Origin of the sequence: Pseudomonas sp. 65/3-MNA-CIBAN-0223, from assembly GCF_040310425.1 — a bacterium.
GTDB classification, from domain to species: domain Bacteria; phylum Pseudomonadota; class Gammaproteobacteria; order Pseudomonadales; family Pseudomonadaceae; genus Aquipseudomonas; species Aquipseudomonas gregormendelii.
Genome location: NZ_JBEOPV010000015.1, coordinates 75,539 through 91,321 on the forward strand (window position 1 = coordinate 75,539; position 15,783 = coordinate 91,321).

The 15,783-nt window shown below is 62.3% G+C and carries 11 protein-coding genes; 3 read left to right on the forward strand and 8 right to left on the reverse strand.

The genetic code is table 11. The features are described 5' to 3' along the window. Nucleotides 1-73: 73 nt before the first annotated feature. The 7 genes from AAEZ09_RS19245 to AAEZ09_RS19275 all read right to left on the reverse strand — a co-directional run bounded on the left by AAEZ09_RS19245 (nucleotide 74) and on the right by AAEZ09_RS19275 (nucleotide 9,039). The gene (locus AAEZ09_RS19245) at nucleotides 74-697 is read right to left on the reverse strand and encodes a response regulator transcription factor (protein ID WP_045062620.1); all 624 of its coding nucleotides are present in this window, start codon (nucleotides 695-697) and stop codon (nucleotides 74-76) included. Between the two features lie 33 nt (nucleotides 698-730). Beyond that, nucleotides 731-1,144, reverse strand: coding sequence for a PleD family two-component system response regulator (locus AAEZ09_RS19250; RefSeq protein ID WP_045062618.1), 414 nt, complete (start codon nucleotides 1,142-1,144; stop codon nucleotides 731-733). 113 nt (nucleotides 1,145-1,257) lie between these two features. Continuing rightward, nucleotides 1,258-2,463, reverse strand: a complete 1,206-nt coding sequence (locus tag AAEZ09_RS19255) for an EAL domain-containing response regulator (RefSeq protein ID WP_045062615.1) — start codon at nucleotides 2,461-2,463, stop codon at nucleotides 1,258-1,260. Between the two features lie 114 nt (nucleotides 2,464-2,577). Next, nucleotides 2,578-6,183 (reverse strand): transporter substrate-binding domain-containing protein, encoded by a 3,606-nt coding sequence (locus tag AAEZ09_RS19260; RefSeq protein ID WP_350600382.1) that lies wholly within the window; start codon nucleotides 6,181-6,183, stop codon nucleotides 2,578-2,580. Next, on the reverse strand, nucleotides 6,184-6,810 hold the full coding sequence (locus AAEZ09_RS19265) for a response regulator transcription factor (RefSeq protein ID WP_045062614.1): 627 nt from the start codon (nucleotides 6,808-6,810) through the stop codon (nucleotides 6,184-6,186). It lies immediately after the preceding gene. A gap of 266 nt (nucleotides 6,811-7,076) precedes the next feature. Next, nucleotides 7,077-8,414 (reverse strand): lysine N(6)-hydroxylase/L-ornithine N(5)-oxygenase family protein, encoded by a 1,338-nt coding sequence (locus tag AAEZ09_RS19270; protein ID WP_205892453.1) that lies wholly within the window; start codon nucleotides 8,412-8,414, stop codon nucleotides 7,077-7,079. Nucleotides 8,415-8,556: 142 nt separating this feature from the next. Further along, a complete protein-coding gene (locus AAEZ09_RS19275) occupies nucleotides 8,557-9,039 on the reverse strand; it encodes a sigma-70 family RNA polymerase sigma factor (RefSeq protein ID WP_272873836.1) in 483 nt (160 codons plus the stop codon). A 321-nt stretch (nucleotides 9,040-9,360) separates the two neighbouring features. Here AAEZ09_RS19275 and AAEZ09_RS19280 point away from each other — a divergent pair, with 321 nt between their 5' ends. From AAEZ09_RS19280 to AAEZ09_RS19290, 3 genes are read left to right on the forward strand one after another with little or no spacing between them, the layout of a single operon-like run. Beyond that, complete coding sequence (locus tag AAEZ09_RS19280) at nucleotides 9,361-10,533, forward strand: efflux RND transporter periplasmic adaptor subunit (protein WP_350600384.1); 1,173 nt, start codon at nucleotides 9,361-9,363, stop codon at nucleotides 10,531-10,533. Then, nucleotides 10,534-12,507, forward strand: coding sequence for a MacB family efflux pump subunit (locus tag AAEZ09_RS19285; RefSeq protein ID WP_350600385.1), 1,974 nt, complete (start codon nucleotides 10,534-10,536; stop codon nucleotides 12,505-12,507). A gap of 7 nt (nucleotides 12,508-12,514) precedes the next feature. Beyond that, complete coding sequence (locus AAEZ09_RS19290) at nucleotides 12,515-13,909, forward strand: efflux transporter outer membrane subunit (RefSeq protein ID WP_350600387.1); 1,395 nt, start codon at nucleotides 12,515-12,517, stop codon at nucleotides 13,907-13,909. Nucleotides 13,910-14,055: 146 nt separating this feature from the next. Here AAEZ09_RS19290 and pvdP read toward each other — a convergent pair whose 3' ends face one another. Then, nucleotides 14,056-15,684, reverse strand: coding sequence for a pyoverdine maturation tyrosinase PvdP (gene pvdP, locus AAEZ09_RS19295; RefSeq protein ID WP_350600388.1), 1,629 nt, complete (start codon nucleotides 15,682-15,684; stop codon nucleotides 14,056-14,058). Between the last annotated feature and the right edge of the window lie 99 nt (nucleotides 15,685-15,783).

The following is a 15,783-nucleotide window of genomic DNA, read 5'->3' on the forward strand; positions in this document are numbered from 1 at the left end:
AAACCTGAGCGAGGCTGATGTCCAGGCGCTGTATGCCTGTTGCCAGGCGACGCCCATGCAGGAAGACGTTCACTCAGATCAGGCGGTTGCGCAGGGCGAAATCCCGCAGGTGGACCGCCGATTTGACGTCGAGTTTTTTAATCAGCCGCGTCTTGTAGGTGCTCACGGTCTTGTGGCTCAGGTGCAGGTTTTCGGCGATCTGCTTGTTTGATATGCCCATGGCCAGGTAGCGACAGATGGTCAGTTCACGACTGGACAGGCCATCTATCCGCTGCTTTTCACTGCATTGCGATGTACTGAGCGAAACCGAGGTCGAGAGCTGGGCAAAATAGGTGTAGCCGACCGTAACCGCGTGTATGGCCTTGTGCAAATGCTGCAAGTCATTCGACTTGGCGACGTAGGCCGCAGCACCGGCGCGAATGCATCGGTCCTGGAAGAGCATCGCCTCGTGGGCGGAAAAGACCACCACCGGGCATCGCTCGCCACTGTCGTGAAGCCTTGCCAATACTTCCAGCCCGTCGAGCTTGGGCAGGGAAATATCCAGCACCACCACGTCCGGTTGGTGCTCGCGGACCATCGCCATGACCTCGCTACCGCAATTGGCCTCGTAAATCCGCTGAAAACCTTCCTGTTGGAGCACGATTTTGACTGCGGCGCGAACCACCGGATGATCGTCCACAATCAGTGCTGACTTCATCACAACTCCATGTACAAAACACGACGATTGAAACTACCTGACAGAAATGCCTGTCCCGACGGACGGTAGGCGACGATCGATCAGCGACATCAGGCGGCTGATCGAAGCCAGATCCGGCAGGGATGTGTGGCTGACCTGGATGTTCTGCTGATCACCGTCGGAAGTCGGCGGAAGCTCTGCACGCTGGCCTTCATAGATGAAGGCGTGGCGAACCTGGGCATTGTCACGAAAGAAATCCAGCAGGTCCAAGGCATCACCTGCCATCGAAGCGTTGATCACCACCAGGTCGAACGGCTCGCAACCGTACTCGACCAGCGTCAGCAGTTCCTCAAGGCTGTGAACCGGTGCGACCCGGTAATAGTTGAGCTGATTGAACAGCCGTTCGATTCTCATGCGCTGAAAATGCTGCTCGTCGGCAATCAGGATACGCAAGGCTTTGTTCGACAAAGTAGGCCCCCAGCAGGGTGTCAAATTCGAGATGACGCAAGGCTACGCATGCGAGACGGAGCTTTATGTAGGACTTTTCCGAAACTCCCACTCCATTTGTCAGCGCATCGCCATCAGCGACCGCCCGGGAGTTGGCCGCGCAGCTGCAACCAGGCCAGCAAATCCTCGCCACTCATGGGACGGGCAAACCAGTAGCCCTGCCCCTGAACGCAGCCGAGCGACATCAGGTGCAGGCGCTGCGCATCGGTCTCGATGCCTTCGATGACCACCGACATGCCCAGACTGTCCCCCAGCGCCAGGGTGCTGATGATGGCCGCCCGACAGCGCGGCTCGTGCGCCAGGCCGCGGACGAATTCGGCGTCGAGCTTGATCTCGTTGAAAGGCATCTGGCACAGGCGCTGCAATGAAGAGAACCCGGCACCGAAGTCGTCGATGGACAGCCTGCAACCCATCATTCGCAGGCGCACCAGGTTCTCCAGGCTGGTGGCAGGGGCCTGCAGCAAACCGCTTTCGGTGAGTTCGAAGGTCAATCCGGAGCCCGGCAGGCCATGGCGGAGCAAGAGACGCCGGATGCTGGCCGTCAGTTCGCTGTCGGCCAGTTGCGTGCTTTGCAGGTTGAACGCCATGTTCAGGGTAAAACCGCGGCTTGCTGCGGCCCGCTGCAGCATCAGCGCCTGTTCCAGCTGGGCGAACAGCAGCCGGTCCATCTGCCCGTTCCGCTCCAGTATCGGCAGGTACACCGCCGGCGACAGTACGCCCCTTTGCGGGTGCAACCAGCGGCTGAGCACCTCGACGCCACAGACCTGGCCAGTGTGCAGATGGAATTTGGGCTGGTACCAGGACTGGATCTGTCCTTGAGCGAGCGCCGCGCCCACCTCCTTCTCGCTGGCCAGCAACAACGGCGTTGCCGGCGCGGATGTCACCGGCAGACGGCTCAGGTGTTTGTCTAGCAACTCGCGCAGCGCCTGGGGGTGCAGTGGTTTGCCGACATCACCCAGCAACTCAAGCCCCAGCAGGGAGACGATCTGGTGCACCGCCCGCCGCAGGTCCGCCGACAGCGAACTGCTGATGATGATCGACCTGACCTGCCCGCTGGCACCCAGGCGGCGAAAGAACTCCAGGCCGTCCATGCCTTCCATCTGCAAATCGCACAGGGCGATGTCGACCGGCCCCACCTCCTGCAGGATGGCCAGCGCCTGCGCTCCGTCGCAAGCTTCGAACACCTCGCGACAGCCTGCCTGCCGGAACATGCTCACGGCCACTGAACGTTGAAAGGCGTGGTCTTCGAGTATCAGAACGCGCGGTGCCGGGCAGGTCATGTCATCTCGACTCGTCTTGGAAGGGAAGACGATTATCCAGCGGATCATATTTAGGAAACGCCCCAAACCTTGTAGGAAATTTCCCAAGTATTGTCTGATGATGTCTGAGTGCGGTCACGCCAACCGCTGCGCCAGTCGCTCCATCGCCTGATGCAACTCGTCAACGGCCTCGGTTAATTGCGCCGGGTTCACCACCTCGCAAGCCGTTTCCAGACGCTCGCATGCGCCGATCAGCCCCTGAGCCTTGATGATTCGCGCACCGCCCTTGATGCGGTGAGCCAGGTTCGCCAGCCCCGGCACGTCGTTTTGCGTGAACAACCGCATCAACCGCGCCATATCGTCATCGTTGCTGGACGCCAGGTCATCCAGCAGGCGCTTGATGGAGGCCTCGTCGCCCCGCGTCAACTGGTGCAGCCCGGCCAAGTCAATCTCGTCCGTGAGCGGGGTGGCTGCCTGCTCGGCACTCGGGATGAGGCTCGACAGCCGGGCGCCGAGGTCCTCGAGGCTGATCGGCTTGAACAGGCAGTCATCCATTCCCGCATCCAGGCAGCGCTGCTTTTCCTCGGCTTGTGCATTGGCGGTAAATCCCAGGATGAGGCTGGGCACGAGGCCCTTGTCGCGCTCTTCCTGGCGGATCACCCGGGCCAGTTCATAGCCTGTCATGACCGGCATGTTGCAGTCGCTGATGACCACATCAAAAGGCTGGCTACGCCATGCGCGCAAACCCTGCGCGCCGTCTTCGGCATCCCGCACCCGATGGCCGAGGTAACTCAGTTGCTGGGACAGCAGCAAGCGGTTCGCCGGGTAATCGTCGACGATCAGGATACTCAACGCACGATGCGCCGGTGCCGGTGCGACCGGCACAGTCGCTGGCTCATGCCGAGGTTGCAGCGTAGGCAGATCGAGGACAACGTCGACCCGGGTGCCCTTCCCCACATGGCTGTTCAACGTCAGCTGGCCGCCCATCATTTCGCACAACGTGCGGCTGATGACCAGCCCGAGGCCCGAGCCGCTGCGCGCCGACTGGCGATTATTGCTGGCCTGGGTGAATGGGCTGAACAACCGTTGCTGATCCTCATCGCTAATGCCGATGCCAGTGTCGGCAACCTGCAGACGCAGCGTCAGGCGCTCGTCTGGACCGGGGTAAACCCTCACTTGCAGATGGACCTCGCCAGCCTCCGTGAACTTGATGGCGTTGCTCAACAAATTGGAGATGATCTGCTTGAAGCGCAGGGGGTCGACCAGCACCTCGCGATGGGCGGCGACATCCAGCTCAAGGCTCAGGCGCAGCTGTTTCTGTCGCGCCAGCCCCTCGAAAATACGCGTGACGGCGATCACCAGCTGACCCAGGTTGGCGCGCTCCGGGGCCAGGCTCAAATGCCCGGATTCAATGCGCGAGACATCCAGGATATCGCCGATCAGATCAAGCAGGCTGCGCGCTGCACCTGAGGCCACTTCGATGGCAAAACGGTCGGTCAGCCCCTGCTCGGCCTTCTTCATCGCCAGTTCCAGCATGCCGATCACAGCGTTCATTGGCGTGCGGATCTCATGGCTCATCGTGGCCAGGAAGGTGGTCTTCGCCCGGTTCGCAGTGTCGGCGTCGTCCTTGGCTTCGCGCAGCGCCTGCACCAGGCGCTGGCGCTCGCTGATATCGATCCAGCCCCCGATCAGACCACTCACTTCACCGTTACTGGCACGGTACGGCAGCATCCAGTGGTAGATGGTCAGTACGTTTGCGCCCAGGGTCAGCTGGCGATCCTGGACCTGGGGCCGGCCGTCCTTCATCACCTGCAGGTAATCTTCATGGCAGGCCGCCGCTTCCTGCACGTTCTTGAACATGCCCTCGATCACGGTCTTGCCGACCACCTCGTCGCGCTCGATGCCAAATACGTCGAGGTAACCCGAATTGCAGATCAGCAGCCGTGCCTGGCGGTCGCGCACGTAGATCGGGTGCGGCGTGCCGTCGATCAGCACGCGCATGAACTCCAGCTGATCGCTGAGGGCCACTTCCGCCTGCTTGCGTTTGGCAATCAGTTGGCGCAGGTAGGCGATCCAGCCCAGTGCCAGCAACAGCAACACGGCCGCCAGGGCGAAGCCTTGAATGATCGCCGCGCGATGCCGTACCCAATAGCTGTCGTCCACCACCACTTCGCTGCGCCAGCGGTTGGACACTTCGTCCAGCTCCTCCGGGGGAATACTCAGCAGGGTTTTGTCGAGGATCGAATACAGTTCGCCGGCATCGCGGGCGGTCGCAAAGCCCAGGCGCGCGGAGTCGGTGCCGACCGTGCTGGTGATCCGCAGCCGGTCGCGATACTGCCGGGAAATCATGTAGTGCGCAGTGATCAGCGCGCTGACTGCAGCATCGGCCTGACCGTTGGCCACCAGGGTCATGGCGTGCTCGGCGTTGTCGGCATCGATCAATTCAATGCCCGGGTACTGCTCGATCAACTGGTCGCGCATCGGCGTGCCGCGAATCACCGCCAGGCGTTTGCCACCCATCTCGTCCAGGGTCGCGGGACTGCCGCCGGAGGTACGGCTGACCAGCACGTAAGGCGTGCTGAGGTAGGGACGGGTAAACCGCAAGGACTTCTCGCGCTCGGCGCTGGGGGTCAGGCTGATCAGCAGGTCCGCCCGGCCGGATTCGACCTGTCGGATCAGTTTGGGGACGGTGTGCAGGCGCTGAATGTCGAACTTCAACCCGGTGCGCAGCGCGACCTTGGCCAGCACATCGGCACCCAGGCCGCGAAACTTGCCGTCCTGACCGTAAAACGACACCGGCAGGAAACTCTCGTCTATGGCCACCTTGACGTGGGGATGCTGCGCCATCCAGCGCCGTTCCGCGGCGCTGAATTGCAACACTTGCAACCCGCTCATGTTCGCCCCGCCCGCGCTCCAGCGTCGCTGGATGCTCACCCGCTCGCTCGCCGGAATCACCGCCAGCGCCGCATTGACGATGCGCAGCAGGCGCGGGTTGTCCCTGGTCACGGCAAAGGCGAAGTCGTTGACGTTGGTGTCGAGAAAAGCCGCCAATTGCACGTTGTTCAGGTAATTTTTGTTGATCAGGTAGTTGGCGCTGATGGAGTCGCCCAGGTAGACGTCAGCCGTGCCGAAGGCTACCGCACCGATCGCGCTCAAGGTCGAGGGATAGAGTTGCAAACGGGCGTTGGGAAAGTGCGCCTTGACGGCTTCCGGCGGCAGGTAGTGGTAAAGCATCGCCACCTGTTTTCCAGCCAGGTCCGGCGTGGCGTTCTGGCTATCGCCGATGCGGGTGACGAGGGTCGGCTGGTCTTCGGCGTAGGGGCTGGACATCACCAGCTGCGGGTTCGCCGCCTCGAAGTCGTTGGACGTACCGAGCAGGTCGACTTCGCCCTGCTGGACCGCGTGCACCACATCCGCCCGGGACGGATAACGCCGCACTTCGATGCGCACCTGCAGTAGCTCGGCGAGCAATGCCGCGTAGTCGGCCGTCAGCCCTTCATAGTCACGCCCGGTGCCAGTGATGCCAAAGGGCGGGTAGTCCGGTGCCGAAGCGCCCAACACCAATATGCCCTTGTCACGCAGCCATTGCCGGTCGGGCTCATCGAGCGCCACCTGGTAGCCTTCGATCTGGGAACGCCCCAGCAACCGCAGGTTTTCCACCGGCGCTGCTGCGGCCCATACGCAATGAACGGTGCCCGACAACAGCACCACGGCCAGCCATTTACCCCATGCCCGACTCATTCACACCAACTGATTGCGCTTGGCGAAATCGGCGAGGTACACCACGGACTTCACGTTGAGTTTTTCGATCAGGCGGGTCTTGTAGGTGCTGATGGTCTTGCTGCTCAGCAGCATGGCTTCGCCGATCTCCTTATTGCTCATGCCGTTGGACAATTGCTGCAAAATCGTCAGTTCTCGATCGGACAGGCTCTGGATCAGTTCCAGGTCAGTGGCCTGGGCATCACTGCGCCGCACTGAGCTGCTCGCCAGGTTTGGAAAGAAGGTGTAGCCGGTCAGGACGGCCTTGATGGCCCTGACCAGTTCGTCGAGGTCGTCATTTTTGGAGATATAGCCGGCGGCACCGGCCTTCATGCAACGCATGGCGTAGAAGATCGGCGATTGCGAGGTCAGTACTACGATTTTGCAATGCGGTTGGTCGGTCATGATCCGGCTGATGACTTGCAGGCCATCAAGCCTGGGCATGGCGATGTCGAGGATGATCAGGTCCGGGGCGAGTTCGCGGGCACGTTGCACGGCGTCCGCGCCGTTGCCGGCCTGGGCGATCACTTCGATATTTTCCTGCTGCAGGAGCATTGAGACTGATGCCCGAATGAACGGGTGATCGTCTACCACCATCGCTTTGACCATAGGCACCTCTGCAAGACATGACGGGCATTGTAGCGAGAGGGCGCGGCGATGGCTGCCTGATGGCGTTTTTTTTGATGGGGTACAGGTTGCAGGCGCACGCTAACCTTGCAGGAGCCCGGCCTGTAGCGATGGTGGTCGATCATTGATGTAGGAGCAAAGCTGGCTCGCGATGGCGGTGTACCCGTCAGCTCAAATGTTGAATGCCTGACAGAAATCGCGAACCAGCTTTGCTCCCACAGAGGTGTTTCGAACTAACCTCGGGAATCTCAGCTAGCCGTCGCCAACAACAAATCCACCACCGAGCGGCTATGCCCACGACTCTTGCCATGCTCATACAACGACCCGGCAATTTCGTCTGCGCGAATCGGCAGGATTGACAGCAAGGTGTCGCTCAGTCCGTGGCTGGCCTGACAAAATCCCTGCATGTAAATGCCCGCTGTGCAGCGCTCGTCGGTGATGAGTTTGTAGTGGCGATCCACCTCGAACTCGCCCAGGTATTGTTCCAGCGGCGCCAGCAGTTTGCGGTGCATCTGGCGTTCGTAACCGGTGGCCAGCACCACGGCGTCGTAGAGGCGAACCGTGACTTCACCGGTGGCGTTGTTGCGCACCGCCAGCTCGATGCCGCGCTCGGTGGCGGTGGCTTTTTCGATGGTGGTCAGGGTGCGGAAAGCGTGGCGGGCGATGCCTGAGACTTTCTGGCGATAGAAAATGCCGTAGATGCGCTCGATCAGGTCAATGTCCACCACCGAATAGTTGGTGTTGTGGTACTCGTTCACCAGCCGCTCACGTTCAGTGCTGGCCTGCTGGAACACCAGGTCGGTGAATTCCGGCGAGAACACTTCGTTGACGAAGGGGCTGTCATCCGCCGGTTTCAACGCCGAGCCGCGCAGGATCATGTCCACCTGCACCGACGGGAAGCTGTCGTTCAGATCGATAAAAGCTTCTGCCGCGCTCTGGCCGCCGCCAATGATCGCGATGCTCATTGGCTGGTTGTTCACGCAGGGCTGACGGGCCATCTGCGCCAGGTATTGCGAATGATGGAACACCCGGCTATCGCCCTTGAGTGACTTGAACGCCTCGGGGATGCGCGGGGTCCCGCCGGCGCTGACCACCACCGAACGGGTGGTGCGCACGTGCTGCTGGCCCTGTGCGTCACGGGAGATCACTCGCAGCGCCTCGACCTGCTGGTTGTGCAGCACCGGCTCGATGGTCAGCACTTCTTCACCGTAGCGGCTCTGCGCGTCGAACTGCGCGGCGACCCAGCGCAGGTAGTCGTTGTACTCCATGCGGCACGGGTAAAAAGTGCCGAGGTTGATGAAGTCCACCAGGCGCCCGTGGTGCTTGAGGTAATTGACAAACGAGTAAGGGCTGGTGGGGTTGCGCAGGGTCACCAGGTCCTTGAGGAAGGAGATCTGCAGCTCGCTCTGGGTGACCAGGGTATTGCCGTGCCAGCGGTAGTCGGCCTGTTTGTCGAGGAACAGTACATCCAGTTCACCCTGGGTCGGCCCGCGCTCTTGCAGGGCGATGGCCAGTGCCAGGTTCGAAGGGCCGAAACCGACGCCGATCAGGTCGTGAACGATGGGCGATGCAATTGCCTGTGTCATTTCCAGTGTCCTCTGGATGAGCCCCTCAACAGCGGGGAGAAAAAGCTGAGTGACCAAGGCGGCGAGTGCCAGGTCGTCTGTTGATAGGAAACGAGGACAGTGAAACAAAATTTAATACTTACCCTTGACGAGAGCGTCAGGGTCAATGGCCATCCCATTGCCGCATCCGCACCCGGCAATGTTTCATCGCGTTGACGATGTGTTTTTCCACCAGGGCTCGGGAAATGCCCAGGTGCTCGGCAATTTCGGGATGGGACAGGCCATCGATCTTGCGCAGCATAAAGCTCTCCCGGGACAGCCGGGGCAGTTCCGACAAGGCGCGCTGGAGCATTTCCAGGCGCTGGCCGTGGTCGAGGCTGTTATGTGGCGACGGGGTGAAGTAGCGCTCCTCGTTATCGAGCACTTCCAGCGACTCGACCTGGCGCAGGGCATTGCGTCGGTGATCGTCGATCACCAGGTTGAGCGCAGTGCGATAGAGAAAGGCCCGCGGTTGCTCGATAGGTGTGGTGCTGGAGCGTTCAAGTACCCGCAGATAGGCGTCATGCACCACGTCTTCAGCCACCTGACGGTTACCTAGCTTGGCGTTCAGGAAACACACCAGCTCCCGATAGTAGTTCTCCAACATGACTCCCAGCCGCATGGGTGCGGATTCAATCCTTGAGCCACCCCGCCGAACGCCGAAATAGGCAGTGGCAAGATAGTGGCAGAGCGAGGCGCGTAATTTATAGTAATTCTCATATAGATTTAAAGTATTGCTTGGTCTTGCCCGACAAATTGTCACGGTCTATATGTGTGCCCACATGAGTCCGCGCCTAAATTCGCCGCGGCATTTCTCGTATTAAGGACAGCTCCCCGTCTCTGCCGGCCTGCCGGCAGCGTTCGACTATTGCCGGATATTCCCCGGCAGAGCGCACGACGGGTCGATTTCCATTGGCCGGAACCCTGCATGAAACGTCCCCGACACACCCGACGCGCCCTGCTTGCAGCCCTGTGTCTGATTCCCGTTATCGCCGTCGCCGCCTGGCAGATGATCCCGCCCGGTCGGGACAAGTTCGCCACCGTACAGGTCACCCGGGGTGACATCGAAAGCAGTGTCACCGCGCTGGGCACCCTGCAACCCCGGCGCTATGTCGACGTCGGTGCCCAGGCTTCCGGGCAGATACAGAAGATCCACGCGGAGGTCGGTGATGTGGTCAAGGAAGGTCAGTTGCTGGTGGAAATTGATCCGTCCACCCAACAGGCCAGACTCGATGCCGGGCGCTTCTCGATTGAAAATCTCAAGGCGCAGCTTGAAGAACAGCGGGCCCAGCACGCGCTGGCGCGGCAAAAATTCCAGCGCCAGCAGCAGCTCAAGGCTGGCGGGGCGACCCGCGAAGAAGACGTGCAAACGGCCCAGGCCGAACTGCGCGCCACCCAGGCGCGCATCGACATGTTCCAGGCACAGATTCGCCAGGCACAGGCCAGCCTGCGCAGCGATCAGGCGGAACTTGGCTACACGCGCATCTATGCGCCGATGGCCGGCACCGTCGTCGCCCTGGACGCCCGGGAGGGCCAGACCCTCAACGCCCAACAGCAAACTCCGCTGATTCTGCGCATCGCCAAGTTGTCGCCGATGACGGTCTGGGCCGAAGTTTCGGAGGCCGATATCGGCCACGTCAAACCCGGCATGCAGGCCTGGTTCACCACCTTGAGCGGCGGCAACCGCCGCTGGAGCAGCACCGTACGGCAGATACTTCCGGTGCCGCCCAAACCTCTGGACCAAACCAGCCAGGGCGGCGGCAGCCCGGCCAGTTCGAGCAAGAGCGGCAGCGCGCGAGTGGTCTTGTACACCGTGTTGCTCGACGTCGACAACGCCGACAACGCCCTGATGGCGGAGATGACCGCCCAGGTATTTTTCGTCTCCGACCAGGCCAGGAATGTCCTCACCGCCCCCATCGCCGCCCTGCAAGCCGGCACCCAGGCCGACCAGCAGACCGCCCAGGTTGTCGCTGAAAATGGCAGCCTGCAGCAACGCATTGTGCGCACTGGCATCAGCGACCGCCTGCGGGTGCAGATCCTCGACGGCCTGGAGGAAGGTGATCACCTGCTCATCGGCACGGCCAGCGGGAGTGGCGGCTGAATGCTGACGCCCCTGATCGACCTGCAGGACATTCGCAAATCCTATGGCGGTGGCGACGCCCCTGAAGTCCACGTGTTGCGCGGTATCGACCTGTCGATCCACGCCGGGGAGTTCGTGGCGATCGTTGGCGCCTCCGGCTCCGGCAAGTCGACCCTGATGAATATCCTCGGCTGCCTCGACCGCCCGACCTCGGGTGAGTACCGCTTCGCCGGAGAAAATGTCGCCGGCCTCGACAGCGACGAGCTGGCCTGGCTGCGCCGTGAAGCCTTCGGGTTTGTCTTCCAGGGGTACCACCTGATTCCGTCTGGCTCTGCCCAGGAAAACGTCGAGATGCCGGCCATTTATGCCGGCACGCCAGCGGCTGAAAGGCACGCACGCGCCGCCGCCCTGCTCGACCGCCTGGGCCTGGCCTCACGCACCGGCAATCGTCCGCACCAGCTTTCCGGCGGCCAGCAACAACGGGTGTCGATTGCCCGCGCCTTGATGAACGGCGGCCATATCATCCTCGCCGACGAACCCACTGGCGCCCTCGACAGCCACAGTGGCGCCGAGGTCATGACCTTGCTCGACGAACTGGCAAGCCAGGGCCACGTGGTCATCCTGATCACCCACGATCGCGAAGTGGCGGCGCGGGCCAAGCGCATCATTGAGATTCGCGACGGGCTGATCATCAGCGACAGCGCCCTGGACAACCCCCAGGTGCAGACCTCGGCCAATCCTGGCGCGCTGCAGGCGGTGGACCTGCGCAAGCGCCTGGCCGAGGGCGCCGAAGCCACTGGCGCCTGGAAAGGTGAACTGGTGGACGCGGTGCAAGCCGCCTGGCGAGTGATGTGGATCAACCGCTTTCGCACCGCGCTGACCCTGCTTGGGATCATCATCGGCGTTGCGTCGGTGGTGGTGATGCTGGCTGTTGGGGAAGGCAGCAAACGCCAGGTCATGGCGCAGATGGGTGCATTCGGTTCCAATATCATTTACCTCAGCGGTTCATCGCCGAACCCGCGAACCCCCTTGGGCATCGTCACCCTGGACGAGGTCAAGGCGGTCGGCAGCCTGCCGCAGGTGACCCGCATCATGCCGGTCAACGGCCAGGAAGCCGGGGTGCGTTTTGGCAACCTGGACCACCTCAGCTACGTCGGTGGCAACGACACCAACTTCCCGGCGATCTTCAACTGGCCCGTGGTCGAAGGCAGCTACTTTACCGAGGCGGACGAACAGAACGCTGCGGCGGTCGCGGTGATTGGCCACAAGGTGCGGCACAAGCTGCTGAAGAATGTCGCCAACCCGATCGGCCAGTACATCCTCATCGAAAACGTGCCGTTCCAGGTGGTCGGCGTGCTCGCGGAAAAAGGCGCCAGCTCCGGCGATTCCGACAGCGACGACCGCATTGCCATTCCGTATTCAGCGGCGAGTGTGCGCCTGTTCGGCACCCAGAACCCGGAGTACATCGCCATCGCCGCGGCTGATGCGCGCAAGGTCAAGGAAACCGAACAGGCCATCGAGCAGTTGATGTTGCGCCTGCATAACGGCAAGAAAGACTTCGAACTGACCAACAACGCGGCGATGATCCAGGCCGAAGCGCGCACGCAAAATACCCTGTCGCTGATGCTCGGTTCGATTGCCGCGATCTCCTTGCTGGTGGGCGGGATTGGCGTGATGAACATCATGCTCATGACTGTCCGCGAGCGCACCCGCGAGATCGGTATCCGCATGGCCACCGGTGCCCGTCAGCGCGACATTCTGCGCCAGTTCCTGACCGAGGCCGTGATGCTCTCGGTGGTCGGCGGGCTCGCCGGCATCGCCCTGGCGCTGATCGTCGACGGCGTGCTGATTCTGAGTGAAGTGGCGGTCGCGTTCTCCTTGATAGCGGTGCTCGGCGCCTTTGGCTGCGCCCTGGTCACCGGTGTTGTCTTCGGCTTCATGCCGGCCCGCAAAGCTGCCCGACTCGACCCGGTCACGGCCCTTACCAGTGAATGATCGATTTATGAAGCCGCCACTCAGCCTGTTGACCCTCTGCCTGTTGCTCAGCGCCTGCGGCACTCCCGCCCAGCGTCCGGACAGTGGCCTGCAGACCCCTGCCGCCTGGCAATCGCCGCACAACACTGGCGCCGCCCGCAGCAATACCCAGTGGTGGTCGCAGTTCGGCAGCCCGCAGCTTGGCCTGCTGGTGGAACAGGCCCGCTTGGGCAGTTTCGACCTGGCGGCGGCGATGGCCCGGGTCCGTCAGGCCCAGGCCGAGACGGTGGTGGCCGGCGGCTCGCAGTTACCTGAGCTCAAGGCCGGCCTGAATGCCAATCGCCAGAAGCTGCTGCGTGGTAATGGTTACAGCCAGCTGGACGCCGACAGCAGTAACAAGGCGGTGGACTACTTCGACGCCAACCTCAGTGCCCGCTACGAAATCGATTTCTGGGGGGGCCAGCGTGCGTCTCGCGACAGTGCGCTATTCGCGCTGCAGGCCAGCGAATTCGATCAGGCCACGGTCGAGTTGACCCTGCAGAGCAGCGTCGCCAATGCTTATGCACAAACCTTGTCTCTGCGCGAACAGCAGCGCATCGCCGAGTTGAACCTGGCCAACGCCCGGAGCGTGCTTAACCTGGTGCAGACCCGTTACGACTCGGGCTCGGCCACGGCCCTGGAACTGGCGCAGCAGAAGAGCCTGGTGGCGGCGCAGCAACGGCAATTGCCGCTGGTGCAGCAGCAGGCCCAGGAGGCGCAGGTCAACCTCGCTGCCCTCCTTGGCCAGCCAGTGCAACAGCTGCCGTTGGGCCAGGAGCGTTTCGATCAACTGGTATGGCCCACCATCGCCGCCGGCGTGCCCAGCGAGCTGCTCAGCCGTCGCCCGGACATCGCCAGGGCAGAAGCGCAGCTGGCGGCCGCACAGGCCGACGTGACCGTCGCCCGGGCGGCCATGCTGCCCACGGTAACCCTGAGTGCCGACCTGGGTTCAGGCGCCGATCGCGCGGCGGATATCCTGCGCAGCCCGTTCTACAACCTCACCGCAGGATTGCTCGCACCGGTGTTCAACAATGGGCGCCTGGGCGCCGAACGTGACAAGGCCACGGCTCGCCAGGAAGAGCTCCTGGAGAACTATCGCGGGGCGATCATCAATGGTTTCGCCGACGTGGAAAAAGCCCTGAACAGCATTCGCGGGCTGGATCAGCAGCGGCAGTGGCAAGGGGAGGAGCTGAACCAGGCCCAGACGGCGTTCAACATCGCGCAGAATCGCTATCAGGCCGGGGCCGAGGACTTGCTGACGGTGCTGGAGACCCAGCGCACCTTGTATGCGGCGCAAGACCTGAATGTACAGCTGCGGCTGGCGCGGTTGCAGGCCAGTGTAGCGCTGTATAAAGCGTTGGGTGGAGGGTGGCGGGCGCTGTGATGGGCGTGTCCATGAGGACCCCTTCGCGGGCAAGCCCGGCTCCCACAGTGATCTGCGCCGAACACAAATGCTGCGTCCACCACCAATACCTGTGGGAGCGGCGGTGCGACGATTCGACTTGCCCGCGATGAACGATAACGCGGCCTTCAAGCCTGGCTTTGCCTGGCCTTCAAATGCCGCGCATACCAGGGCCGCTGCGGTACCTTGCGCAACAGCCCGGCCAGTTTCTGCTCATCCTCACCAAAAGTAATGCGCAGCGCCAGCTTCATGGTTTCCGGGTCCATCTCCATTGACTTGCCCGCCTGCAAACCCGGGGTAGTGCTGCAACCATGAGTCCCCGGCCCCAGCCACGGGTCATCCACCTCAACCCAGCGCCCCGGCGCAAACCACGCCACGCCATTGACCTCCAGGCGACTGACCTGCCCCGGATGAAAACGCTCGTGGGCGCGGAACCAGTCTTCCAGTCGATCATCGATCCAGCCGTGAAAATGCCAGAACACCGGGCTCACATGGGAGGAAAAGGGATCGCCGAGAAAATCGTTCTCTGCGGCAAACCAGCGCGCGGAAAAGTCCGAGGGGTCACGGGCAAACGGCACCGGCTGGCCATTGGACGGATCGCGCGGCACCGAGGCCCAGCGCATGTGCAGCCAGTCGTGCAGGCCCAACTCGACCTCGGAACCGAACTGCCCCAGCGTCAGCTTCGACAGATAACGTGGATCACGATAACGCGACTCCCACACCTGGAAATTGCTGTGGTAGGTCTCGGCCGTCTTGATGTCGGCCACCCACTGCGAGTACTCGGCATCGTCGTCGGCCAGCCAGGTGGGCGGCAAAGACGTGCCATCGTGATTGTCGAAGTAGCGGGCGAAGCCGACTCGATCCCGCGCCAGTTCCGGCTGCGGCAGGGGAAAATGCGGCCACGACGGCAGATCCTGCATGGAGCGCGCCGTACCGAGCATGTGCCGGTGCATGAAGAAAAAATCCACCCCGGAGCCATTGCGATCCTTGCGAGTGCCCCGGGCATCGCGCTCCTTGTCCCGCGGCCCAGGCTGCCAGCCGATGCCGCGCAGGGCGTTGCGCTTGTCTTCGGGCAAGGTATGCCACTTGTCCCGGGAGGCGTGCCACAGCTGGTGGAACAGCCGATGCTCCGGCGAAATCAGCCAGGCCAGCAGCGTCGGGTTGAGGCCCGTGCGCTCACGCGCTTCGGGAAACACCCGCTTGAGCGCGATAAAACGATTGTCCTGGGCAGTCATCATCAAGGGCCGATCCAGGTTCAATACCCGGCCGCTGAGCGTCGCGCTGCCGGCGTTGCCGAAACCCGCCCAGACTTCGTCCAGGGACATGCTGAATTCGTAATCCGGGGTGTCGTGCAGTGCATCGGCGCTGATCAAGCGCCAGCTGAGCTCGGCGGGTTTGGCATCCGCCAGGTCACCCAGCACCCGGTAGCGCGGGGCTGCAGTGGCGCGCAAGCGCTCGGCGGTGTCGAGGTAACCGGTGAGGCCGCGGCCCTTGTGGCCGATGTCGAGAAACAGTTCCAGGCCATCCCGGGGCAAGCCTTCGATACCGGCATCATGCCCCTCGAAGCGGATCTGCCAGACGCCGCGCAGGGTATTCGCCAGGTGCTGGCCAGCAACATCCGCCACGTCGAACGTCGCTTCGCCGGGGGTGATCGTCGGGTCCGGCCGGGTCCATTCACGATGCCCATAATAAGCCGCAGGCACGGCGGCACCGGTCAGCGCCAGGCCTGCCATGAACCATCGTCGAGAAATCGTCATTGCCCTACCTGTGTCAGCCATGAAGCAGGCTTTATCCAAGCTAGAACGTTTGTTGCCTTCAAGAATTTAAGCGCATCTCGGGCAAGCCTTGCTCCCACA

Bases quoted from the DNA above. Each gene is read 5' to 3' on its own strand.
- AAEZ09_RS19245 (WP_045062620.1), bottom strand. From the start codon at position 697: ATGAAGTCAGCACTGATTGTGGACGATCATCCGGTGGTTCGCGCCGCA.
- AAEZ09_RS19255 (WP_045062615.1), bottom strand. From the start codon at position 2,463: ATGACCTGCCCGGCACCGCGCGTTCTGATACTCGAAGACCACGCCTTT.
- AAEZ09_RS19260 (WP_350600382.1), bottom strand. From the start codon at position 6,183: ATGAGTCGGGCATGGGGTAAATGGCTGGCCGTGGTGCTGTTGTCGGGC.
- AAEZ09_RS19265 (WP_045062614.1), bottom strand. From the start codon at position 6,810: ATGGTCAAAGCGATGGTGGTAGACGATCACCCGTTCATTCGGGCATCA.
- AAEZ09_RS19270 (WP_205892453.1), bottom strand. From the start codon at position 8,414: ATGACACAGGCAATTGCATCGCCCATCGTTCACGACCTGATCGGCGTC.
- AAEZ09_RS19275 (WP_272873836.1), bottom strand. From the start codon at position 9,039: ATGTTGGAGAACTACTATCGGGAGCTGGTGTGTTTCCTGAACGCCAAG.
- AAEZ09_RS19280 (WP_350600384.1), top strand. From the start codon at position 9,361: ATGAAACGTCCCCGACACACCCGACGCGCCCTGCTTGCAGCCCTGTGT.
- AAEZ09_RS19285 (WP_350600385.1), top strand. From the start codon at position 10,534: ATGCTGACGCCCCTGATCGACCTGCAGGACATTCGCAAATCCTATGGC.
- AAEZ09_RS19290 (WP_350600387.1), top strand. From the start codon at position 12,515: ATGAAGCCGCCACTCAGCCTGTTGACCCTCTGCCTGTTGCTCAGCGCC.
- pvdP (WP_350600388.1), bottom strand. From the start codon at position 15,684: ATGACGATTTCTCGACGATGGTTCATGGCAGGCCTGGCGCTGACCGGT.